The following is a 20,957-nucleotide window of genomic DNA, read 5'->3' on the forward strand; positions in this document are numbered from 1 at the left end:
GATCACGATGACCTGCGGTCGTCAATCGCGTTTGCCTGCCGCCCCTGCAATGTCGCGCGCCGCCTGGCGGATCGTCTGCATCAGAATATCGAGCGGCGCAGGGACGCCGGCCTCGGCCTTGAGGGTCAGCCCCACCGGACCCTTCGTCTCCGCCGTGTCGATGGGCAGCGTTGCCAGCAGGCCGTGGGCGATATCGGCCGCCACAACGCCGTGGGAGATGATCCAGATGGCGTCGCTGGTCTGGACGAAGGCGCGACCGAACGTATCGGAAACCGTCTCGATCTGGACCGGGAGATCGGTAATGCCGTGGGTGATCAGAAACTGTTCGACGACCGGCCGAATGATCGATCCGCGCGTCGGCATCAGGATCGGGAAATGACCCAGCGTTTCAAACAGCGACTGTTTCGCCTCGAGCAGTGGATGCCCGGTGCGGACCGCAAACACGACCTGTTCCGAATAGAGATGCTCGAAGCTCAACCCCGCCATTTTCTCGGGCGCCGCAAGCCGTCCCACCACCAGATCGAGATCGCCGAGGCGTAGCTGTTCCATCAGGACGGCATTCTCGCCCGTCACGATCTTGACCTGGCCGCCTGCATTCTCGGCAAGGAAAAGCGTCATTGCCAGCGGCATGATGTTGCTGGCGACCGTCGGGAGCGCGCCGATCCGCAGCGGCATTGTGTCACCAAAGCGGGTGGTGGAGACGGCATCCATGCCCCTCTTCAAGGAGGCGAGCGTGGTTCCGGCGTGGCGCAGAAACACTTCCCCTGATCGCGTCAAGCGCAGACCGCGGCCTTCGCGCTCGAACACCGTCACGCCAAGCGCCTCCTCCATCTCGCGAATGGTCTTCGTCACCGCCGGCTGGCTGACATTCAGCACCTTGGAGGCCTGCACGACACTCTTCTGCCGGGCGACCTCGACAAAGGTCTGCAGGTGGCGGAACTTGATCTTGAGATTGTCCAAATTCATAACCCATGGGTTAAGCAATCGGCAGAAATTATCATTTTACTTAACCGCATGCCAGTGCGAACACTATGCCCGGGAGGATTTGGTTCATGCAGTTTGTCGATCTTGGCGGCGTCACAGTTCACTATGACATCGACTGGGCGGGAGATGGCCGGCCGGTCGTGGTGCTCGTCAACTCGCTCGGCACGGATAGCCGCATCTGGCATCACGTCATCCCTAAGCTGGCGGGTGACTATACGGTTCTCACCTATGACAAGCGTGGTCACGGATTGTCGGATCTCGGAAATCCCCCTTATTCCATAGAGGATCTCTCCGGCGAACTTGCAGCCCTGCTCGATCATCTCGGCCTGTCCGATGTCATCGTCTGCGGCCTTTCCGTGGGTGGATTGATTGCCCAGAGCCTCTACGTGTCGCGGCCGGATCTCGTTCGCGCGCTGATCCTTTCCAACACGGCGCACAAGATCGGGACACCGCAGATGTGGGCTGACCGTATCGGCGCCGTCGAGCAAAACGGCATCGCCAGCATTCTCGAACCTGTCATGCAGCGGTGGTTTACAGCGTCGTTCCGCGAGCCCGGAAATGCCGTCTACAAGGCCTATTGCAACATGCTGGTGCGCCAACCCGCACTCGGCTACAGCGGCACATGTGCTGCGATCAGCAAGGCGGATTTCACGGAGCAGGCAGCCCGGATCTCGGTGCCGACGCTGTGCATCGCGGGTGATCAGGATGGATCAACCCCACCGGAACTGGTGCGGTCGCTTGCGGATCTCATTCCCGGTGCACGTTACGAAGTCATCGAAGGCACGGCGCATATACCCTGTATCGAAGCGCCCGGCGCCTACGCGGCCTTGGTCCGCGGCTTTCTCGAAGAACTGGAGTCCTGAACGACATGGCAGAAGCTTCCATCCCCTCGGAACGCTACAAGCAGGGACTGGCGACGCGCCGCTCGGTTCTCGGCGAGGCGCATGTGGACCGCGCTCTTGCCAACGTGACGCCGTTCGACCAGCCGTTCCAGCAGTTGATCACCGAAGGCGCCTGGGGCTCGGTCTGGTCGCGGGACCAATGGTCGAAGCGGGAACGGTCGATGGTGACGATCGCGCTTCTGGCCGCACTCGGCCATGATGAAGAGGTGGCGATGCATATCCGTGCCACGGCCAATACGGGAGCGACGCGAGACGATATCTGCGAGGCGCTGATGCATGTGGCGATCTACGCAGGCGTGCCCGCCGCCAACCACGCTTTCAAGATCGCCAAGGCCACCTATGCCGAAATCGATGCGGCAAAGCCTGCTGCGGAGGAGCAGAAATGAGCAACGCACCACCAGAAACGACACCCTTTTTCGCACGCGACAGGGACCGGCACCCTCCGGCATACACACCAGGCTACAAGACCTCGGTGTTGCGCTCGCCGCAGCGGGCGTTGATCTCGCTCGAAGGCACGCGCAGCGAAATCACCGGGCCGGTGTTCGGTCACAACATTCTCGGCGAATTCGATAACGACCTGATCGTCAACTACGCCAAGCCCGGTGAATCCGCGATCGGCGAGCGCATCATGGTCTATGGCCGTGTGCTCGATGAACGGGGCAGGGGCGTTGCGGGGGCTCTCGTCGAATTCTGGCAGGCCAATGCGGGTGGACGCTATCGCCACAAGAAGGAAAGCTATCTTGCACCGCTCGATCCCAATTTCGGCGGTTTCGGCCGGGCGATTGCGGATGTAGAGGGCTATTACTGTTTCCGCACGATAAAGCCCGGTCCCTATCCCTGGCCGAACGGCGTCAACGACTGGCGTCCGGCGCATATCCATTTCTCGGTATTCGGGAACGGTTTTGCCCAGCGCCTGATCACGCAGATGTATTTCGAGGGTGATCCGATGATCTGGCTCTGCCCGATCGTCAAGACGATCCCGGACAGGCACGCGATCGAAAGCCTGATCGCACCGCTCGACATGAATGCCTCGATCCCGCACGATCTGCGGGCCTACAAGTTTGATATCATCCTGCGCGGGCGCCGCTCGACCCTTTTCGAAAATCGTCTGGAAGGCAATTGATCATGGCGCAGCCGCTGAACTACCTCAAGGAAACGCCATCCCAGACGGCCGGACCCTACGTGCATATCGGTTGCACGCCGAATTTCGCAGGGCTTGAAGGCATCTACGACCAGGATCTCGGGTCCGGGCCAATGGCCAGCGACAAGACCAAGGGCGAACGAATCACCATCAGGGGGTTCGTCTATGACGGTGCCGGTGCGCCTCTGAAGGACGCCCTGATCGAGATCTGGCAGGCCGACGCGAACGGGATCTACAACAGCCCGTCGGAAACGCGCGGTGCAGCCGATCCCAATTTCCTGGGGTGGGGCCGTTGTCCCGGCGATATGGCAACCGGCGAGTTCGCTTTCGAAACGATCAAGCCCGGGCGCGTGCCGTTCCGGGACGGCCGGCTGATGGCGCCGCATGTCACGTTCTGGATCGTGGCGCGTGGCATCAATCTTGGCCTGCAGACACGGATGTATTTCTCCGACGAGGAAACCGCCAATGCGGAGGATCCGGTCCTTGCCCGCATCGAGCATCGCGTACGGGTGCCGACCCTGATCGGTCAGCGCGACGGCGATACGGTTCGCTTCGATATCCACCTCCAAGGTGACAAGGAAACGATATTCTTCGATATCTGACGGCCAATTTCGAGAAAGACCAGCAAGGTGACAATTCCGGCATGACCGTTTCCGTATTCGAACATCCCTTCCTGTCCGGTCTGCTCGGCGATGAGGAGGTAGCAAGTCTTCTGTCTCCAGAGGCCGAGGTCGCGGCGATGCTTGCGTTCGAAGCGGCTCTCGCCACCGCGCAGGCAAAAAGCGGTCTGATACCGGATGCATCCGCGCAGGCGATCGCTGCGGCATGCGCGTCGTTTTCGCCCGACATCGCCAAGTTGAAGCAGGCGACAGCCAGGGACGGTGTCGTCGTGCCGGAGTTGGTCCGACAGCTGCGCGGTGCGATCGGGGTTGAGGCGGCCCCGCATATCCATTTCGGCGCGACCAGCCAGGACGTGATCGATACCGCACTTATGCTGCGCCTGAAATCGGTCGCCGCGCTTCTGTCGGGGCGACTGCAGGATCTGGCCGAGCGGTTCGGTGAAGTTGACCGGGCGCACGGTTCCCGCGCGATGATGGGGCATACGCGCATGCAGGCGGCTTTGCCGATCAAGGTATCGGACCGCGTGGATGCCTGGCGCCATCCGCTTATCCGCCAGAAACATCTGCTTGCCGCCTTTGCCGAGGATGGCTTTGCGCTGCAGTTTGGCGGTGCCGTCGGCACGCTGGAAAAATTGGGGGACCACGCGGCTCAAGTCCGCGCCATCATGGCCGCCGAGCTTGGTCTTGCCGATGCTCCGCAATGGCAGAGCCAGCGGGGCAGGCTTGCCGAGTTCGCCGGCATCCTTGCCACCATTTCCGGAAGTCTCGGAAAATTCGGACAGGATATCGCCCTTCTCGCGCAAATGGGGGGCGAGATAACCTTGTCGGGCGGTGGTGCCTCATCGGCCATGGCGCACAAGCAGAACCCGGTGGCGGCCGAAGCGCTTGTCGCTCTTTCGCGCTACACAGCGGTTCAGCTTTCCGGCATGCAACTCGCCATGGTCCACGAGCAGGAACGCTCGGGCGCTGCCTGGACGCTGGAATGGCTGGTCCTGCCGCATATCGTAATGGCGGCGGGTGCGGGCCTGCGGCTGGCCGGCGAGCTCGCTTTCAACATCACCGCGCTCGGCCGCGATGCCCCGCGCGATATTTGACGAATAGCAATCGGCTGACACGCCGATTTCGGTTTTACATTGCAGCACCGCATGCAATCTTCTCGCAACGTTACATCGGGAGGCGATGCGACACATGGCACGGGAGAGCCTAATGAAGACGCTGATTTCAACTGTTTTCGCACTGACCTTGATGTCGGGAGCGAGCTATGCCGAGACCATCAAGGTCGGCGTCGTCGGTCCCTTCTCGGGCCCTTTCGCGCTGCAGGGAAAAAACTTCAAAGCCGGTATCGATGCCTTCTTTGCCCTGAACGGCAAGAAGGTTGGCGATAACGAGATCGAGGTGGTCTATCGCGACGTGCCGACCGCCGATCCCGCCAAGTCCAAAGCGATGTCGCAGGAGCTGATCGTTCGCGAGAAGGTCCAGTATCTCGCCGGATATTATTTCACGCCAGACGCGATGGCGGCGGCCCCCATGCTGCAGCAGGGCAATGTGCCGATGGTTGTCATGAACGCCGCCACGTCCGCAATCGTGAATGCAAGCCCTTATGTGGTCCGCACCTCTTTTACCACCTGGCAAACGGCCACGCCGCTCGCCAAGGTCGCCAAGGACGGCGGCGTTACCAAGACGATCACGCTGGTCAGCGATTACGGCCCAGGCGCCGATGCCGAGACGGCTTTCAAAACCGCGTTCGAGAAAGAGGGCGGGCAGGTTGTCGAATCCATCCGGATGCCGCTTTCGACAACGGATTTCGCACCGCTGATGCAGCGGATCAAGGATTCCGGCGCGCAGGCGCTGTTCACCTTCCTGCCATCCGGCCCGCCGACGCTTGCCTTCGTGAAGGCCTATAACGACACCGGTCTCAAGGCTGCGGGGATCAAGTTCTTCGCAACGGGCGATCTGACGCAGGAATCCGATCTGCCTGCTCTCGGTGAGGCGGGTCTCGGCCTCACCACCAGTTTCCACTATGCGGTGTCGCATGACTCGGCGGAAAACAAGGCTTTCGTCGAAGCGGCGCAGAAGGCGATCGGCAACCCCGCCGAACTTTCCTTCCCGGCCGTTGGCGCTTTCGATGGCATGCATGTCATCGCAAAAATGATCGAGGCGACGAGCGGCAAACAGGATGCGGCCAAGGCAGTCGAGGCCGTCAAAGGTCTGGCATGGACCAGTCCGCGCGGCCCTGTGACGATCGATCCGGCCAGCCGGCACATCACCCAGAACATCTATCTGCGCAGCGTCGAGAAAGGCGCAGACGGCAAATACTTCAACAAGGAAATCCAGACCTTCGAGAAACAGGGCGATCCGGGTCTGGCCTTCGCCAAGAAGTAGGCGTTCCGGCTGAGAGCTGCTCCGGCCTGTCAATGGGTTTGCAAGACCAACCCAATTGTCAAAACGGCCCTGCTGAACCCGTGTTCAGCAGGGTTGGAAAGCCTTCGAGTTAGGATGCCCGGCTCGCCGACACGTTCGCAGCATCCGTTAGTTTGCAAAGCGCCATTACCCTTCTTACTCATGTAGAGCGCATCGTACGCGTCCTAAGTCGGGCTACGCGTCGGAGAACCCAAACGGAGCCTCCGTCCTCCGATAGTTGTCCGGAAGTACCTGCCGTCCAATCGGCGGTTCGGCACGAGAAGTGCATTCTGTGCGCTGACAGAGCTGGCACGCAATGCCGATAGGCGTCGGCTTATGTGTCTGAGGGTGCTCTGAGGCGTAGACAAGCCGGTCTGCATATCGAGCCTCACAGACGATCGCGATCGCGCGGTCGACGCTCGGAAGGCCGTGGCTGCCACCGCCCGAGTGCACGGTTCGAGCTATCGAGAAGAACCTTTGGCCATCAGGCAGCTCCATCCATTGTGTCACGACCCGCCTTGGAGAGGTAAACACCTGATGGACCGTCCACAACGGACAGCCGCCGCCGTGTCGTGCAAAGGGAAAGGCGCCGCTGTTCAGTCTCTTGGAGACGTTTCCGGCAACGTCGACCTTTATGAAGAAGAAGGGAACTCTCTCGTGTCCGGGCTTCTGGAGCGTCGTGAGCCGGTGTGCAGTCTGCTCGAAGCTCGTCCCGAAGAAACGGGCTAATGAGTCTATATCGTATCGGCGAGCCTCCACGGCTTTGGCAAAGGCAGCATACGGCATGAGGATTGCCCCCGCGCAATAGGCAGCGATGGCTCGATGAGCAAGCCGCTCCGAATTCTGCGATTCGAAATTGCCTTCGGCAACGGTGCTTGCAATCTCGTTCTCAAACTCAAGGTAGGCGAGCTGCTGCGCCATCTGGAAGTTCTGGCTTGAATGATCCAGAGCTTCGTTGAGCAGCAGTTCTTTGCGATGCCAGTCAAGTCGCCGGAGGGATCCTGACATCACCTCTGTGGGAAGCCTTCGGACTTTAAACCCGTGCTCGTTTTGGAGGAAGGCTGGCAAACCGCCGCCCTGGCTTACCCGGCCCGCCAGCTTTTCCGACAGCGTGTCCAAAATCGGGAAGAAGTTCTTTCGGGCGGCTAGAAAGCTTCTGACGGCGGCGATGGAATCCCCTTCAAACGGGCGTCCGTCGTTTGTCGTGTGTTGGCGCCGGTCGGCTAAAGCGAACTGCTCCTCTTTGTATGCCGTGTAAAGTCGCAGCAGCGCTTCAGCAAACCCGGGAAAGCTGTGCGCGATATCCGCGATATCGACCGCATTCAAATCGATGTCAGTGAAGATCGCGTCTCGTGCTGCAAGCCGTAACTGCGCGACAAGATCCTGGCCTGAGTCAGCGGTAAATTCGCTAAAATCGATCTTATATGCCTTGGCGAGGCGCAGCAGTATTTCAGCTGTCACCGGGCGCTGATTGCGTTCCATCAGCGCGACATAGGATGGCGAGATGTCGAGGTCGCTCGCCATCTCTACCTGCTTCAGGCCCAAGTCCCGGCGAAGTCTTCGCAAGCGCGGCCCAAGGTAAACACGATTATCCATACAAGCATTACAGCATTACGAAGAACTTCTGTAAAGTTTGACAGCTTGACTTCAGCGTGGCTCGCCATGGCCTTACCGGCTGTTATCCTCCCATGGACAGAAACATTGGAGGGTCTCATGTCGTATCAAAAGCTACTCGAAGAAGCCGAGCACCTGATTGGTGGGAATGAATGCTGGACTGGAATGACACCCGAGGCCGTTGCGAGGATGAGGCTTCAGAACCGGTTCAAGACCGGCCTCGACATCGCCAAATACACCGCCAAGGTCATGCGGCGAGACATGGACGCGTATGATAACGACCCGTCCAAGTACACGCAGTCGCTCGGGTGCTGGCATGGGTTCATCGGTCAGCAGAAGATCATATCGATCAAAAAGCATTTTAAAAGCACGGAGCGGCGCTACCTTTACCTCTCCGGCTGGATGGTCGCCGCGTTACGCTCGGAGTTCGGGCCGCTGCCAGACCAGTCGATGCACGAGAAGACGACCGTACCGGCATTGATCAACGAGCTTTACACGTTCCTGCGGCAAGCCGATGCTCGTGAACTGGGCGACATATTCCGGCAAATCGACAAAGCCCGGGAGGCAGGCGATGCTGTCAAGGAACGGCAGCTCACCTCCGCGATCGATGATTTCCAAACGCACGTCGTCCCGGTCATAGCCGATATTGATGCCGGGTTCGGCAATGCCGAAGCGACCTACCTGCTCGCCAAGAAAATGATCGAGGCAGGGGCCTGCGCTCTTCAGATCGAAAACCAGGTCTCCGACGAGAAGCAGTGTGGTCATCAGGATGGTAAAGTTACCGTCCCTCATGAAGACTTTGTCGCGAAGATCCGTGCGTTGCGCTACGCCTTTCTCGAGATGGGAGTGGACGACGGCGTCATCGTGGCTCGCACGGATTCTTTGGGCGCCGGGCTGACCAAACAGATCGCCTTTTCGGTCTCCGAAGGCGATATCGGCGACCAGTACAATTCGTTTCTGGATTGCGAGGAGGTCGGCGCGGGCCAGCGATCGAACGGTGACGTCCTGCTGACCCGTGGCGACAAGGTTCTTCGTCCGAAGCGCCTCCGCTCGAACCTCTACCAGTTCCGACCCGGCACGGGTGCCGATCGTTGCGTGCTCGATTGCATCAATGCGCTCCAGAACGGCGCGGACCTTCTCTGGATCGAGACCGAGAAACCGCACATCGAGCAGATCGCCGGGATGGTCGACCGCATCCGCGACGTCGTTCCGAACGCGAAGCTCGTCTATAACAACTCGCCTTCCTTCAACTGGACGCTGAACTTCCGGCAACAGGTCTTTGACGTGTGGGTCGAGCAGGGCAGGGACGTTTCGGCGTATGACCGTGCGAAGCTCATGAGCGTCGACTACGACGGTACGGAACTCGGCAAAGAAGCTGATGAGCGCATCCGGACATTTCAGCGTGACGCAGCAAAGCGAGCAGGCATCTTCCATCATCTGATCACCCTGCCGACCTACCACACGGCGGCGCTTTCGACCGACAATCTTGCGAAGGATTACTTCGGCGATCAGGGAATGCTTGGCTACGTCGCCGGCGTTCAGCGCCAGGAGATTCGCCAGGGGATCGCAGCGGTGAAGCACCAGAATATGGCCGGTTCGGATCTGGGCGACGATCACAAGGAATACTTCGGTGGCGATGCGGCGCTGAAGGCGGCTGGAGAGCACAACACGATGAACCAGTTTGCAGCTTGAGCTGCAGGATCATACGCCTCGAAGGAGCGATGCTCCTTCGAGGTACACTTTCAACGGAGGAGCTGAAATGTCGACAAATACTGAGACCAAGACGTCACAACCCGAACGATCGAGAGCCGTCTTCTCAAACCAGGACTTCGAACTGATCCGGGTCGCGATCAGTCACTATCTGCAGGAAATCAAGGAGCAGCCGGAAGCGGTAAAATACTCGAACCTGTACCACCGGCTCGGTCGCGTTGTTTGAACCCGCAAAGCAGCACCGGTGATAGAGACCATCGGTGCTGCACTCGATGCTGGTGCTTGGGGCCGATTGCTGTGGAGCGTTCTGGATTGGCTTACCCGGCGAGATATTTCGCCGAATATATCCCTTGGCAAAAATTCCGCGTACGATATATCGAGATGGATATCTTGCTTATGCCTGGGAGCGCGATTGGATGAATGGTAAGACTCGACGTTCCTATGTTTTTCAAGGGTTGATGACCGTCCTCGTAGTCTCCCTGTCTCTCGCCGTGCTGGCTGCTCCGGCCGCGGCGGATGAGAAGGTGACGGTGTTTGCTGCAGCCAGCATGAAGAATGCGCTCGACGCTGCCAACAAGGCCTATGGCAAGCCGGTGACCGCCTCCTATGCGGCAAGCTCGGCGCTCGCCAAGCAGATCGAAAGCGGTGCGCCGGCAGACGTGTTCGTCTCCGCGGATCTCGACTGGATGAACTATCTGTCCGGCAAGGCTCTGGTGAAGGAAGACACAAAGTCCAACTGGCTCGGAAATCAAATCGTGCTGGTCGCGCCCAAAGAGAATGCCGCACCGGTCGATATCATCAGGGGTCTCGACCTTGCCCGGCTTCTGAACGGCGGCAAGCTTGCCATGGGTGAGCCGAATTCGGTTCCTGCGGGCAAATACGCAAAGTCGGCGCTGGAAAAGCTCGGCATCTGGTCGTCGGTCGAAAAAAGCGTCGCCGGTGCCGAAAGTGTGAGGGCAGCGCTCGCGCTGGTGTCGCGCGGCGAAGCGCCTTACGGCATCGTCTATGCAACCGATGCCGCTGCCGATCCGGGTGTCGCGGTGGTTGGAACCTTCCCTGCGGACAGCCACGCGCCGATTATCTACCCGATTGCGATTCTCTCGGATTCAAAATCGCCGGATGCCGCGGGTTATCTCGATTACCTGAAGTCCGCCAAAGCCGCGCCTTTCTTCGAGAAGGAAGGCTTTACGGTTCTGAAGTAAGCCAGTTTGACTTGGGCCCCTTGGGCTGATGTCTGAAGGGAAGCAGCGTTGGACTGGTTGGTACTCAGCGAGGAGGAATGGACGGCGGTGCGCCTGAGCCTTCGGGTCTCGAGCGTGGCCGTCCTTGTCAGCCTTCCGCTCGGCATTCTCGTCGCCTATGTCTTGGCGCGCGGAAAATTCTGGGGCAAATCGATCCTCAACGGCATCGTGCTTTTGCCGCTGATCCTGCCGCCTGTTGTGACCGGATTCCTGTTGCTCATCGTCTTCGGCAGACGTGGCGTGGTGGGCTCGTTCCTCGCGGATTATCTCGGCATCGTCCTCTCCTTTCGCTGGACGGGTGCCGCCCTTGCCTGCGGGGTGATGGGATTTCCCCTGATGGTCCGCTCGATCCGATTGTCGATCGAAACTGTGGATCGGAAGCTGGAGGAGGCGGCCGGCACGCTTGGCGCCAGTCCCCTCTGGGTCTTCCTCACCATTACCCTGCCGCTCATTCTTCCCGGCATTATCGCCGGCATGATTCTCGCCTTCGCAAAGGCCATGGGTGAATTCGGTGCGACGATCACATTCGTGTCCAATATCCCCGGCGAAACGCAGACGCTGTCGGCAGCGATCTACACGTTCACGCAGGTTCCCGGCGGTGATGTCGGCGCCATGCGTCTTACCATCGTGGCGATCGCGATCTCGTTTGCGGCGCTGCTCGCGTCCGAATTCATGGCCTATCTGGTCGGACGCAAGGTGGCGGTCGAATGACGATGATCGTGGACGTGCGGCAGTCGTTCAAGAGCTTCGTGCTCGACGCATCTTTCACCTCGACAGGCGGCGTGACGGCGCTGTTCGGCCGCTCGGGATCCGGTAAGACATCGCTGGTGCGCGCGATTGCCGGCCTCTCCAAACCGCAGCGCGGACGGATCGAGATCGACGGCGATGTCTTGCTTGATACCGAACGTGGCATCTTCGTGCCAATGCACAGGCGTCGCTTCGGATATGTCTTCCAGGAAGCACGGCTATTCCCGCATCTAAGCGTCCGCCAGAACCTTCTTTACGGAAAATGGTTCGCGCCCAAGTCAGGGCAGGTCGAAAATATCTCGCATGTCGTCGAACTGCTCGGCATCGGTCCGCTCCTCGACCGCCGGCCGGGCAACCTTTCCGGTGGCGAAAAGCAGCGCGTGGCGATCGGCCGAGCGCTTTTGTCGTCACCCAGACTGCTCCTGATGGACGAACCACTCGCAGCGCTCGACGACGAGCGAAAGGCCGAAATCCTGCCCTATCTGGAGCGGATGCGCGATGAGACCGCGATGCCCATCGTCTATGTCAGCCATTCGGTCGCGGAAGTGGCGAGGCTCTCGGACCGCGTCGTGATGATGAGCGACGGTCGGGTGGAGATATCAGGCACACCGTCGGACGTGCTGTCCGGCAGCCAAGTGCTGGCCACAGAGCGCCGCGAAGCCGGCGTGGTGCTTTCCGGAACCGTCGAAGCGATCGATTCGGCGCATGGCTTGGCGACTGTGCGGCTTTCGTCCGAAGTTCTCGTCGTTTCGAACGCGCGGGCGCAGGTAGGACAGAGCGTCAGGCTCCATGTGCCGGAGCGAGATGTGATGCTCGCCACCAGGAAGCCCGAAGGGCTGAGCGCCCTCAACATTCTGGAAGGGCAGATCGCCCAGATGGATGCCGAAGGGGAGGGCATGGTGCGCGTCAAGATCCGGTGTGGCGAAGACGTGGTGCTTGCCCGGATCACCGGCCTGTCGGTTGAGCGTCTTGCACTTCAAGGCGGACTTCCCGTCTATGCGGTGATCAAGACCGTCGCCCTGGCAAGGTAATTAGCCGTGTACGCCGTGCCCGAAATAAAAAGGGCCAGCGCTGGCTGACCCTTTTAGTCTGTCTATCGGCTTTAACCCCTTCGATCAGGTCGCGACACCCTGCGGGCTGTCGGCGGACCTGTCAGGTGCACGGCTGAGCATCAGGGCGACGATCGTGCAGATGGCACCCGAAATCAGGTATCCGCCGATGAAGATGATGCCGAACTGGCTCGCGAGACCGAGCGCGGTCAGTGGCGCAAAACCTGCGCCGACCAACCATGCGAGGTCGGAAGTCAGGGCCGAACCGGTGTAACGGTAAGGCTGGCTGAAGCGCGACGACACCGAACCGGAGGCCTGACCAAAGGAAAGGCCGAGGATGGCAAAGCCGATGATGATGAATGCATCCTGGCCGGTACCGCCCGCATTCAGCAGGAACGGCGCCGTAAAGCTGAAGATGGCGATGATCACCGCACCAATGATCAACTGGCGACGACGACCGATCCTGTCTGCAAGAAGACCGGAGATCACGACCGTCACGAGACCGAGCAAAGCACCGATGACCTGGACGAACAGGAATTTCCCGGCGCTCTGGCCACCAAAAAGTGTCACCCAGCTCAGCGGGAAGATCGTCACAAGGTGGAACATCGCGAAGCTTGCAAGCGGGGCAAAGGCGCCGAGAACGACGTCGCCTCCGTGAACGCGCAGCACTTCCAGAACCGGCTTTGCCTGCAATTCGTGCGCTTCGAGCGCATCGCCGAACTCTTTCGATGCAACAATACGCAGACGAGCAAACAGGGCCACAACGTTGATGGCAAACGCGACGAAGAACGGATAGCGCCAGCCCCAGCTCAGGAAGTCGGCGTCGGAGAGATTGAAGACGAAATAGCCGAACAGGACGCTCGCGAGCGCAAACCCGAATGGCGCGCCGAGCTGCGGGATCATCGCGTAAAGGCCGCGGCGGTTCGGCGGTGCATTCAGTGCCAGCAGCGATGCAAGACCGTCCCAGGCTCCACCCAGCGCAAAACCCTGGCCCAGACGGAACAGCGCCAGCAGAGCCGGCGACCAGTATCCGATCGTCTCATAGCCGGGCAGGAAGGCGATCGAGGCCGTCGAGCCACCGAGCACGAGAAGGGCAATCGTCAGCTTCGTGCCGCGTCCATAGGTACGGTCGACCCACATGAAGACCACCGAGCCAACAGGACGCGCGATGAACGCGAGCGAGAAGATCGCAAACGAGTAAAGCGTGGCGGTGACCGGGTCTCCGGCAAACGGAAAGACCACTCGAGGGAAAACCAGGACCGAGGCGAGGCCGTACACGAAAAAGTCGAAAAATTCCGACATTCTGCCGATGACGACCCCGATAGCAATATTGCTCGGTTCGACCGGCTTGTCGTCGTGGATCTGCCGGGCATCCCGTTCCATCTCTGTGGATGTAGGATTGGCAAGTTGGCTCATGAATGTGTTCTCCTGCACGTCTGTTTCCACATGAGAATGTCGGGCGTACCAGCTGTCAATCAAGACGTCGCGCAAAAAGCATATTTTGGGCGGATTTTGGTGTTTTCTGAGGCACCCATGGCAACAGATGGACATTGAGGCGGAGTTGATGTTTTTGCAACGACCATCATCAATCCACACACCCCGCTTGCATTGCAGCGCGAAAAAGTTATTGCACTGCGACGAAACACCTCATGGAGATCAGTTGCTTGCTCCGTTAGGCCGACTGGACACATCGAAAGTTTCGAGCAGACCAATGTTCCCAATGTTGAAACGTCTCATCCAAATCGCTTTGCTGCCGCTTTTGGCCACCCTTTCGGGCTGCAATCTCGTCGTGATGTCGCCATCAGGCGATATCGCCAGGCAGCAGGCAGATCTGATTATCGTCTCGACCGTTCTGATGCTGCTGATCATCGTGCCGGTCGTGTTTCTCACGCTCTACTTCGCCTGGCACTATCGTCATGCGAACACCACAGCAAAATACGATCCGGAATGGCATCACTCGACACGGCTCGAAGTGGTTATCTGGGCCGCGCCGCTGGCGATCATTGTGGCGCTCGGTGCGATCACCTGGATCAGCACCCACCGTCTCGACCCGTATCGTCCTCTCGACCGCCTCGATGCGGAACGTCCGGTTCCCGCCGAAACGCGGCCTCTGACGGTTCAGGTCGTGGCGCTCGACTGGAAGTGGCTGTTCTTCTATCCAGAATACGGCATCGCCACGGTCAACGAGATGGCCGCACCGGTCGATCGCCCGATCACGTTCGAGATCACCTCGAGCTCGGTGATGAACTCGTTCTACATTCCGGCGCTCGCCGGCCAGATCTACGCGATGCCGGGGATGCAGACCAAACTGCACGCCGTCATCAACAAGGAAGGCGAGTTCGAGGGACTTTCGGCAAACTACAGCGGTGCCGGGTTCTCGCACATGCGCTTCAAGTTCCACGGCTACACGGCCGAAGGCTTCGACGGCTGGATCGCAAAGGTCAAGCAGCAGGGTACCGCACTCAACCGCGATGCCTATCTGAAGCTTGAGAAGCCGTCCGAGCGCGAGCCGATCCGCTATTTTGCGGCGGCCGACAAGGATCTCTACAGCGCGATCCTCAACATGTGTGCCGAACCGGGCAAGATGTGCATGAACGAGATGATGCATATCGACATGATGGGTGGTGCCGGCACCGAGAGCCACGAGAACCGCGCGAAACTTCAGTATGACAATCGTCGTATCGGAGATGCGGAAGGTACAAACGCCGCGACTTTCCCCGCGACTGGCACACCTGCCAAGAGCGATGAACAGCCGCACAATGAGCAAGGTCACGGCAACCACTCGATGCCGGACACGAACAATGGCGACGCCGATCCGGCGCCTGCGCAGATCAACAATTAACGGGTTGTCCCATGTTTTCCAATCCTGACATCCTGAAGTTTATCTTCGGAAGGTTGTCCTTCGAATCACTGCCGTTTCACGAACCGATCCTGATCGTGACGTTTGCGGCCGTGTGTCTGGGCGGCATCGGCGTGGTGGGTCTCATGACCTACTTCAAGCTCTGGGGGCCATTCTGGCGCGACTGGGTTTGCAGTGTCGATCACAAGAAAATCGGCATCATGTACATCGTGCTGGCCATCATCATGCTGTTCCGCGGCTTTGCCGACGCCATCATGATGCGCGTACAGCAGGCTATCGCCTTCAACGGCAACGAGGGTTACCTCAACTCTCACCACTACGACCAGATCTTCACCGCCCATGGCGTAATCATGATCTTCTTCGTGGCGATGCCCTTCGTTACCGGTTTCATGAACTATATCGTGCCGCTGCAGATCGGCGCGCGTGACGTCTCGTTCCCGTTCCTGAACAACTTCTCGTTCTGGATGACGACGGCCGGTGCGGTCATCATCATGATCTCGCTGTTCATCGGCGAGTTCGCACGTACCGGCTGGCTGGCCTATCCGCCACTGTCGGGCGCTGACTACAGCCCGGGCGTCGGGGTGGATTATTACATCTGGGGTCTGCAGGTGGCGGGCGTCGGCACGACGTTGTCGGGTATCAACCTGATCGCGACAATCGTGAAGATGCGTGCTCCCGGCATGTCCTTCATGAAGATGCCGATCTTCACCTGGACGGCACTCTGCACCAACATCCTGATCGTTGCCTCGTTCCCGATCCTGACCGCAACCCTCGTGCTGCTGTCGCTTGACCGTTACGTCGGCACCAACTTCTTCACGAACGACCTCGGCGGTAACCCGATGATGTACGTGAACCTGATCTGGATCTGGGGTCACCCGGAAGTCTACATCCTGATCCTTCCGGTCTTCGGGATCTTCTCGGAAATCGTTGCGACCTTCTCCGGCAAGCGCCTGTTCGGCTATGCCTCGATGGTCTATGCGACCTGCGTGATCATGATCCTGTCCTACCTCGTGTGGCTGCACCACTTCTTCACGATGGGTTCGGGTGCTTCGGTCAACGCCTTCTTCGGCATCACCACGATGATCATCTCGATCCCGACGGGCGCCAAGATGTTCAACTGGCTGTTCACGATGTATCGCGGTCGTATTCGCTACGACGTCCCGATGCTCTGGACGGTCGGCTTCATGGTGACCTTCGCCATCGGTGGTATGACCGGCGTCATGCTGGCTGTTCCGCCTGCCGACTTCGTGCTCCACAACTCCCTGTTCCTGATCGCCCACTTCCACAACGTCATCATCGGCGGCGTCTTGTTCGGCCTTCTCGCAGGCGTCAACTACTGGTTCCCGAAGGCGTTCGGCTTCAAGCTGAACCAATTCTGGGGCAAGGTATCGTTCTGGTTCTGGTTCGTCGGCTTCTACTTCGCCTTCATGCCGCTCTACGTTCTTGGCCTGATGGGCGTCACCCGCCGCGTATCGCAGTTCGAAGATCCGTCGCTGCAGATCTGGTTCATCATCGCAGCATGCGGTGCAGGTATGATTGCCATCGGTATCGCCTCATTCATCATCCAGATCGGCGTCAGCGTCTGGAAGCGTGATGAACTGAGGGACGAAACGGGCGACCCATGGCACGGCCGTACTCTGGAATGGTCGACGTCGTCGCCGCCACCGGACTACAACTTCGCCTTCACTCCGGTGGTCCACGATCACGACAGCTGGTACGACATGAAGAACCGCGGTTATGCGCGTCCTCTTCAGGGTTTCAAGCCGATCCACATGCCGAAGAACACCGGCACCGGCGCGATCCTCTCCGGCATCAGCGTGGCACTCGCCTTCGGCCTGATCTGGTACATGTGGTGGCTTGCTGCCCTGTCCTTCATCGCCATCATCGTTGTGTCGATCGTCCATACGTTCAACTACAACCGCGACTACTACATTCCGGCGGACGACGTTGTCGCGGAAGAGAACAAGCGGACCGAACTGCTCGCTAGGCAGGTGTGATAACCATGAGTGCTTCTAAAACAGAGACGGCGGAAAACCCGCAATTCTACCTGGAAGAAGATCATCATCCGGAGAACAGCACCAATCTTGGGTTCTGGCTCTACCTGATGAGCGACTGCCTGATCTTCGCGATCCTGTTCGCCACCTACGCTGTCGTCGGCCGCAATTATGCGGCCGGCCCATCGCCGGCGGATCTGTTCGACCTGCCGCTCGTCGCGCTCAACACCGCGATGCTGCTGTTCTCGTCGATCACCTACGGGTTCGCGATGCTTCAGATGGAGCGTGGCGCCAAGGCGGAGACGCTGTTCTGGCTGGGCGTGACCGGCGTGTTCGGTCTCGCCTTCCTGGGCATCGAGCTCTACGAATTCAGCCATCTCCTGCACGAAGGTGCCGGCCCGCAGCGCTCTGCGTTCCTGTCGGCGTTCTTCACGCTGGTCGGAACCCACGGTCTGCACGTTACCTTCGGTATTATCTGGTTGGTCACGCTGATGGTGCAGGTTTCCAAGCATGGCCTGATCCCGGAAAACCGCCGTCGCCTGATGTGCCTGTCGATGTTCTGGCACTTCCTCGACGTCATCTGGATCGGCGTCTTCTCCGTCGTTTACCTCATGGGAGTCCTCGGATGACCGACAAAGCACCCGCGCACGAAGATGCGCACGCCGCGCATCACGCCCATAGCCACGGGCACGAGGCGAGCCACGGTTCGCTGAAAAGCTATACGACCGGCTTCATCCTGTCGGTGATCCTGACGGCGATACCGTTCTGGCTTGTGATGGGCGACGTCTTCGACAACAAGGCTGTCACCGGCGCTCTGGTTATGATCTTCGGCGTCATCCAGATCGTTGTGCACATGATCTACTTCCTGCACATGAACACCAAGTCCGAAGGCGGCTGGACGGCGATGGCACTGATCTTCACGATCGTCATCGTGGTCATCGCTCTCTCCGGCTCGCTCTGGGTCATGCACCATCTCAATGCAAACATGATGGTCATGTCGCCGGAGATGATGAAGAACATGCCTTGAGGCGGTCATGAGACCGGTTGAGACAGACACCAATCAAAGTGGCGCGGGTCATTCCGCGCCACTTTCCCGTTCTCGCTCCCATATCATGCGGGCGTTTCTGGTCTTCGCGACGCTGATTTTCGTGGCGCTCGGATCCTGGCAGGTGCAACGCCTGTTATGGAAGCTCGATCTTATCGCAAGGGTCGACGCCCGTGTGCATGCAACGCCGGTGGCACCTCCGGCAGCCGGCCAGTCACCTGACGATATCGAATATCTCCACGTCGCCATCTCCGGGTCCTTCGATCACACGAAGGAAGCGCTGGTTCAGGCCGTGACGAAGCTCGGGCCCGGATACTGGGTCGTGACGCCGCTGAAGCTTGAAGACGGCAGGACGATCCTGATCAATCGCGGCTTCGTGCCCCCTGACCGCAGGGATCCCTCAACCCGGGTTGAAAGCCAGACCGTCGGCGAAGCCGCCGTCACAGGTCTTGTCCGCCTCTCCGAACCCGGCGGCGGCTTCCTGCGGGAGAACGATCCGGGCAACGAGCGTTGGTATTCGCGCGATGTCGCAGCGATCAGCGCGTCGCGCGGTCTTCAGGGCGTCATGCCCTATTTCATCGATGCGGACGCAACGTCGAACCCGGGTGGCTATCCGGTTGGCGGCCTGACCGTCATCCAATTTCCCAACAGTCATCTGAGTTACGCACTGACCTGGTTTGCGCTCGCAATCATGTCTCTCGGTGCTGCGATCTTCTTCGGACGCTTGCAGCGCGCGGCCGGTTGATCCGCAACGATTTCATCTTGAGGAGAACGCGCCTTGGATACTCCCGCCATCAACGATATTGGCCTCGATTCTGATGTCGAGATCGCGGTTCGCCAGGAATTGACGCTCGTCGCACTTGGCAAGTTGCCAGCCGATACGGCGCTCCGGGTAGGCCGGCTGCTCGATGTCAGCACGCGGACATGGCGCACGAATCAGGAAATCATCATCAAGGGCCGCCGCATTGCCTATGTCGGCGATGCGGGATCCTATCCGGGCACCGTCGCTCACCGGGTGCATGAACCCGATCTGGCTGCCATTCCAGGGCTTGGAGAGGTGCACAAGCATATCGAAAGCTCGCATTTGACACCGGAATGGGAAGCAGCACTCGTTCTTCCCCGCGGCAATACCTGGACCTGCGAGGCAAGCCATGAGTTTTCGAACGTCAACGGCGCAAAGACGCTTGAATTCTGGCTGAAGGCCCGCGCCGCCGGCTCGCCGCTCAAGATCTTCCCGCTGCCCGGATCGGCCGTGCCGCCCACCGGTTATGAGCATGGCGGCGGGTATCTCGGTTATGACGAGCAAAAGCAGTTCATGTCCGAAAGCCTGATGGTTGCGGGCCTCGACGAGGTGATGGACTGGCCGGGCGTGTGGGACAGAACCAGCCCTTCCTACGACCGCCTCTGGGGCATGATCCGAGCAACGTTTGAGAAGCGCGGAGTCGTTGAAGGTCACGCGGCGGGCATTCGCGACATCCCAACGATCAACGCTTTCGCCGCGGCCGGTCTGGCATCGGATCACGAAGCCTGGACGGTCGAGGAGTTCTGGGACAAGCTGACCCGCGGCCTGTTCATGGAACTGCGCCCGCACAGTTTGCCGGAGGTCATCGCAGGTCTCCTCAAGAAGGGCCTCGCCGACTGGTCGCAGATCGCGCTGACGACGGACGATCGCAGCGCCTCCGATACTCTGAAACTCGGCGCCACCGATTACAACGTTCGCCTCGCCATCGAGGCAGGCCTTGCGCCCGAGATCGCCATACAGTGCGTGACCATCAATCCGGCCCGTCACATGCGCCTGACGCCCTGGGTGGGCACGATCGCGCCGGGACGTTATGCCGATATCGTGCTTCTGTCCGACGTCGAAAAGTTCCAGATCGCCAAGGTCTGGGCCGATGGCATCCAGGTTTCCGATGGCAAGCGCTATCTGCCCGAGGTGCCCAAAATCGACTGGCCGGACTGGGCAACGAAGACAATCAATATCGGCCGTGAGCTGACGGCCGCAGATTTCGCGATTGCCGCTCGCCCCGGACGCGAGACAATGACGGCTGCGGTGTTGCGGCCGTTCCACTGGACCGATGATTTCCTGACCTTCGACCTTCCCGTCGAAGATGGGTTCGTCCAGCGCGATGCCGATCGCAACATCACCAAGTTCTCGATCATCGACCGGTTCTCGGGCAAGGGAGCGGTGTCGAAAATGTTCTGGCTTGGTTGCGGGCCGCGGACGCCGGATACGGCGCTTGCCTGCTCCATGGCGCATGACAAGCACAATATCTGGTGCGTCGGCTCATCGGACGAAGCGATGGCCGCAGCTGTCAACGCCGTCGCTGCCAATGATGGTGGCTGGGCACTGGTTCGCGATGGAAAGGTCGTCGCGCGGGTTCGTTACGAGGTGGCGGGGCTGATGAGCTGCCGGTCGGCCGACGCTCTGCATGAGGAGATGCAGGCGCTCTATGCCGAGGGTGAAAAGGTCGAGTGGATGTTCGAGCCGAGCTTCCATCCGCGCTGGTCTGCAGGCTTCCCGGAGCGTCTCGCCTTTGCGACGCTCACCTGCGCGCCCTGGCGCTGGGTTCTGGTCGCCCCGAGCGATTACGCGCCGGAGGGGCTCGTCAACGTCCAGACCGGCAAAACCCATCCGGTCGTATTTTGACGC

General features: G+C 59.8%; 20 protein-coding genes. 17 read left to right on the forward strand and 3 right to left on the reverse strand.

The window, feature by feature from the left end:
• Window positions 1–21: 21 nt before the first annotated feature.
• Window positions 22–966, reverse strand: a complete 945-nt coding sequence (gene pcaQ, locus IFT66_RS20520; RefSeq protein ID WP_430249552.1) for a pca operon transcription factor PcaQ — start codon at window positions 964–966, stop codon at window positions 22–24.
• An 86-nt stretch (window positions 967–1,052) separates the two neighbouring features.
• On the opposite strand from pcaQ, the gene pcaD reads away from it, so the two are divergent.
• The 6 genes from pcaD (at window position 1,053) to IFT66_RS20550 (ending at window position 6,029) form a co-directional block, all read left to right on the forward strand.
• Window positions 1,053–1,847, forward strand: a complete 795-nt coding sequence (gene pcaD, locus IFT66_RS20525) for a 3-oxoadipate enol-lactonase (RefSeq protein WP_192078739.1) — start codon at window positions 1,053–1,055, stop codon at window positions 1,845–1,847.
• Window positions 1,848–1,852: 5 nt separating this feature from the next.
• A complete protein-coding gene (gene pcaC, locus IFT66_RS20530; protein ID WP_192078740.1) occupies window positions 1,853–2,272 on the forward strand; it encodes a 4-carboxymuconolactone decarboxylase in 420 nt (139 codons plus the stop codon).
• Window positions 2,269–3,009: a protocatechuate 3,4-dioxygenase subunit beta gene (gene pcaH, locus IFT66_RS20535; RefSeq protein ID WP_192078741.1), complete on the forward strand. Its 741-nt coding sequence runs from the start codon at window positions 2,269–2,271 to the stop codon at window positions 3,007–3,009. Before pcaC ends, pcaH begins: the two co-directional genes overlap by 4 nt.
• A 2-nt stretch (window positions 3,010–3,011) precedes the next feature.
• Window positions 3,012–3,629 (forward strand): protocatechuate 3,4-dioxygenase subunit alpha, encoded by a 618-nt coding sequence (pcaG, locus tag IFT66_RS20540; protein ID WP_192078742.1) that lies wholly within the window; start codon window positions 3,012–3,014, stop codon window positions 3,627–3,629.
• 41 nt (window positions 3,630–3,670) lie between these two features.
• Complete coding sequence (locus IFT66_RS20545; RefSeq protein WP_192078743.1) at window positions 3,671–4,741, forward strand: 3-carboxy-cis,cis-muconate cycloisomerase; 1,071 nt, start codon at window positions 3,671–3,673, stop codon at window positions 4,739–4,741.
• 112 nt (window positions 4,742–4,853) lie between these two features.
• On the forward strand, window positions 4,854–6,029 hold the full coding sequence (locus IFT66_RS20550) for an ABC transporter substrate-binding protein (RefSeq protein WP_192078744.1): 1,176 nt from the start codon (window positions 4,854–4,856) through the stop codon (window positions 6,027–6,029).
• Window positions 6,030–6,242: 213 nt separating this feature from the next.
• Here IFT66_RS20550 and IFT66_RS20555 read toward each other — a convergent pair whose 3' ends face one another.
• Window positions 6,243–7,643: a helix-turn-helix domain-containing protein gene (locus tag IFT66_RS20555; protein ID WP_192078745.1), complete on the reverse strand. Its 1,401-nt coding sequence runs from the start codon at window positions 7,641–7,643 to the stop codon at window positions 6,243–6,245.
• 117 nt (window positions 7,644–7,760) lie between these two features.
• On the opposite strand from IFT66_RS20555, the gene IFT66_RS20560 reads away from it, so the two are divergent.
• The 5 genes from IFT66_RS20560 to modC all read left to right on the forward strand — a co-directional run bounded on the left by IFT66_RS20560 (window position 7,761) and on the right by modC (window position 12,390).
• On the forward strand, window positions 7,761–9,353 hold the full coding sequence (locus IFT66_RS20560) for an isocitrate lyase (RefSeq protein WP_062576778.1): 1,593 nt from the start codon (window positions 7,761–7,763) through the stop codon (window positions 9,351–9,353).
• Between the two features lie 67 nt (window positions 9,354–9,420).
• Window positions 9,421–9,597: a hypothetical protein gene (locus IFT66_RS20565; protein WP_174197375.1), complete on the forward strand. Its 177-nt coding sequence runs from the start codon at window positions 9,421–9,423 to the stop codon at window positions 9,595–9,597.
• A gap of 232 nt (window positions 9,598–9,829) precedes the next feature.
• Window positions 9,830–10,573, forward strand: coding sequence for a molybdate ABC transporter substrate-binding protein (gene modA, locus IFT66_RS20570; RefSeq protein ID WP_184656013.1), 744 nt, complete (start codon window positions 9,830–9,832; stop codon window positions 10,571–10,573).
• 48 nt (window positions 10,574–10,621) lie between these two features.
• Window positions 10,622–11,323, forward strand: coding sequence for a molybdate ABC transporter permease subunit (gene modB / locus IFT66_RS20575; RefSeq protein WP_174197373.1), 702 nt, complete (start codon window positions 10,622–10,624; stop codon window positions 11,321–11,323).
• Window positions 11,320–12,390: a molybdenum ABC transporter ATP-binding protein gene (gene modC / locus IFT66_RS20580; protein WP_192078746.1), complete on the forward strand. Its 1,071-nt coding sequence runs from the start codon at window positions 11,320–11,322 to the stop codon at window positions 12,388–12,390. Before modB ends, modC begins: the two co-directional genes overlap by 4 nt.
• Window positions 12,391–12,474: 84 nt before the next feature.
• Here modC and IFT66_RS20585 read toward each other — a convergent pair whose 3' ends face one another.
• A complete protein-coding gene (locus IFT66_RS20585) occupies window positions 12,475–13,824 on the reverse strand; it encodes an MFS transporter (RefSeq protein ID WP_062454408.1) in 1,350 nt (449 codons plus the stop codon).
• Window positions 13,825–14,128: 304 nt separating this feature from the next.
• Here IFT66_RS20585 and cyoA point away from each other — a divergent pair, with 304 nt between their 5' ends.
• Genes cyoA through IFT66_RS20615 form a run of 6 tightly spaced genes read left to right on the forward strand, consistent with a single transcriptional unit; the run spans window position 14,129 to window position 20,954 of the window.
• Complete coding sequence (cyoA, locus tag IFT66_RS20590; RefSeq protein ID WP_244473942.1) at window positions 14,129–15,250, forward strand: ubiquinol oxidase subunit II; 1,122 nt, start codon at window positions 14,129–14,131, stop codon at window positions 15,248–15,250.
• A gap of 11 nt (window positions 15,251–15,261) precedes the next feature.
• Entirely contained in the window at window positions 15,262–17,265 is a 2,004-nt protein-coding gene (gene cyoB, locus IFT66_RS20595) for a cytochrome o ubiquinol oxidase subunit I (RefSeq protein ID WP_192078747.1), read from the forward strand.
• A gap of 5 nt (window positions 17,266–17,270) precedes the next feature.
• Window positions 17,271–17,891 carry a cytochrome o ubiquinol oxidase subunit III gene (gene cyoC, locus IFT66_RS20600; protein WP_062454402.1) on the forward strand — a complete coding sequence of 207 codons (621 nt, stop codon included), beginning with the start codon at window positions 17,271–17,273 and terminating at the stop codon, window positions 17,889–17,891.
• Complete coding sequence (cyoD, locus tag IFT66_RS20605; RefSeq protein WP_062454400.1) at window positions 17,888–18,289, forward strand: cytochrome o ubiquinol oxidase subunit IV; 402 nt, start codon at window positions 17,888–17,890, stop codon at window positions 18,287–18,289. The genes cyoC and cyoD overlap by 4 nt, the downstream gene beginning before the upstream one ends.
• A gap of 7 nt (window positions 18,290–18,296) precedes the next feature.
• On the forward strand, window positions 18,297–19,052 hold the full coding sequence (locus tag IFT66_RS20610; RefSeq protein WP_174197371.1) for an SURF1 family protein: 756 nt from the start codon (window positions 18,297–18,299) through the stop codon (window positions 19,050–19,052).
• A 33-nt stretch (window positions 19,053–19,085) separates the two neighbouring features.
• Window positions 19,086–20,954 (forward strand): adenine deaminase, encoded by a 1,869-nt coding sequence (locus tag IFT66_RS20615; protein WP_192078748.1) that lies wholly within the window; start codon window positions 19,086–19,088, stop codon window positions 20,952–20,954.
• Window positions 20,955–20,957 lie beyond the last annotated feature (3 nt).

The organism is Rhizobium sp. CFBP 13726, from assembly GCF_014841925.1.
GTDB lineage: Bacteria > Pseudomonadota > Alphaproteobacteria > Rhizobiales > Rhizobiaceae > Neorhizobium > Neorhizobium soli.

Excerpts from the sequence above, each read along its gene's own strand:
- cyoD (WP_062454400.1), top strand. The coding sequence starts at position 17,888 with ATGACCGACAAAGCACCCGCGCACGAAGATGCGCACGCCGCGCATCAC.
- IFT66_RS20555 (WP_192078745.1), bottom strand. The coding sequence starts at position 7,643 with ATGGATAATCGTGTTTACCTTGGGCCGCGCTTGCGAAGACTTCGCCGG.
- IFT66_RS20545 (WP_192078743.1), top strand. The coding sequence starts at position 3,671 with ATGACCGTTTCCGTATTCGAACATCCCTTCCTGTCCGGTCTGCTCGGC.
- pcaG (WP_192078742.1), top strand. The coding sequence starts at position 3,012 with ATGGCGCAGCCGCTGAACTACCTCAAGGAAACGCCATCCCAGACGGCC.
- IFT66_RS20565 (WP_174197375.1), top strand. The coding sequence starts at position 9,421 with ATGTCGACAAATACTGAGACCAAGACGTCACAACCCGAACGATCGAGA.
- IFT66_RS20610 (WP_174197371.1), top strand. The coding sequence starts at position 18,297 with ATGAGACCGGTTGAGACAGACACCAATCAAAGTGGCGCGGGTCATTCC.
- pcaQ (WP_430249552.1), bottom strand. The coding sequence starts at position 966 with ATGAATTTGGACAATCTCAAGATCAAGTTCCGCCACCTGCAGACCTTT.
- IFT66_RS20585 (WP_062454408.1), bottom strand. The coding sequence starts at position 13,824 with ATGAGCCAACTTGCCAATCCTACATCCACAGAGATGGAACGGGATGCC.
- IFT66_RS20550 (WP_192078744.1), top strand. The coding sequence starts at position 4,854 with ATGAAGACGCTGATTTCAACTGTTTTCGCACTGACCTTGATGTCGGGA.
- pcaD (WP_192078739.1), top strand. The coding sequence starts at position 1,053 with ATGCAGTTTGTCGATCTTGGCGGCGTCACAGTTCACTATGACATCGAC.
- cyoA (WP_244473942.1), top strand. The coding sequence starts at position 14,129 with ATGTTGAAACGTCTCATCCAAATCGCTTTGCTGCCGCTTTTGGCCACC.
- IFT66_RS20560 (WP_062576778.1), top strand. The coding sequence starts at position 7,761 with ATGTCGTATCAAAAGCTACTCGAAGAAGCCGAGCACCTGATTGGTGGG.
- modC (WP_192078746.1), top strand. The coding sequence starts at position 11,320 with ATGACGATGATCGTGGACGTGCGGCAGTCGTTCAAGAGCTTCGTGCTC.
- pcaH (WP_192078741.1), top strand. The coding sequence starts at position 2,269 with ATGAGCAACGCACCACCAGAAACGACACCCTTTTTCGCACGCGACAGG.
- modA (WP_184656013.1), top strand. The coding sequence starts at position 9,830 with ATGACCGTCCTCGTAGTCTCCCTGTCTCTCGCCGTGCTGGCTGCTCCG.
- pcaC (WP_192078740.1), top strand. The coding sequence starts at position 1,853 with ATGGCAGAAGCTTCCATCCCCTCGGAACGCTACAAGCAGGGACTGGCG.
- cyoC (WP_062454402.1), top strand. The coding sequence starts at position 17,271 with ATGAGTGCTTCTAAAACAGAGACGGCGGAAAACCCGCAATTCTACCTG.
- cyoB (WP_192078747.1), top strand. The coding sequence starts at position 15,262 with ATGTTTTCCAATCCTGACATCCTGAAGTTTATCTTCGGAAGGTTGTCC.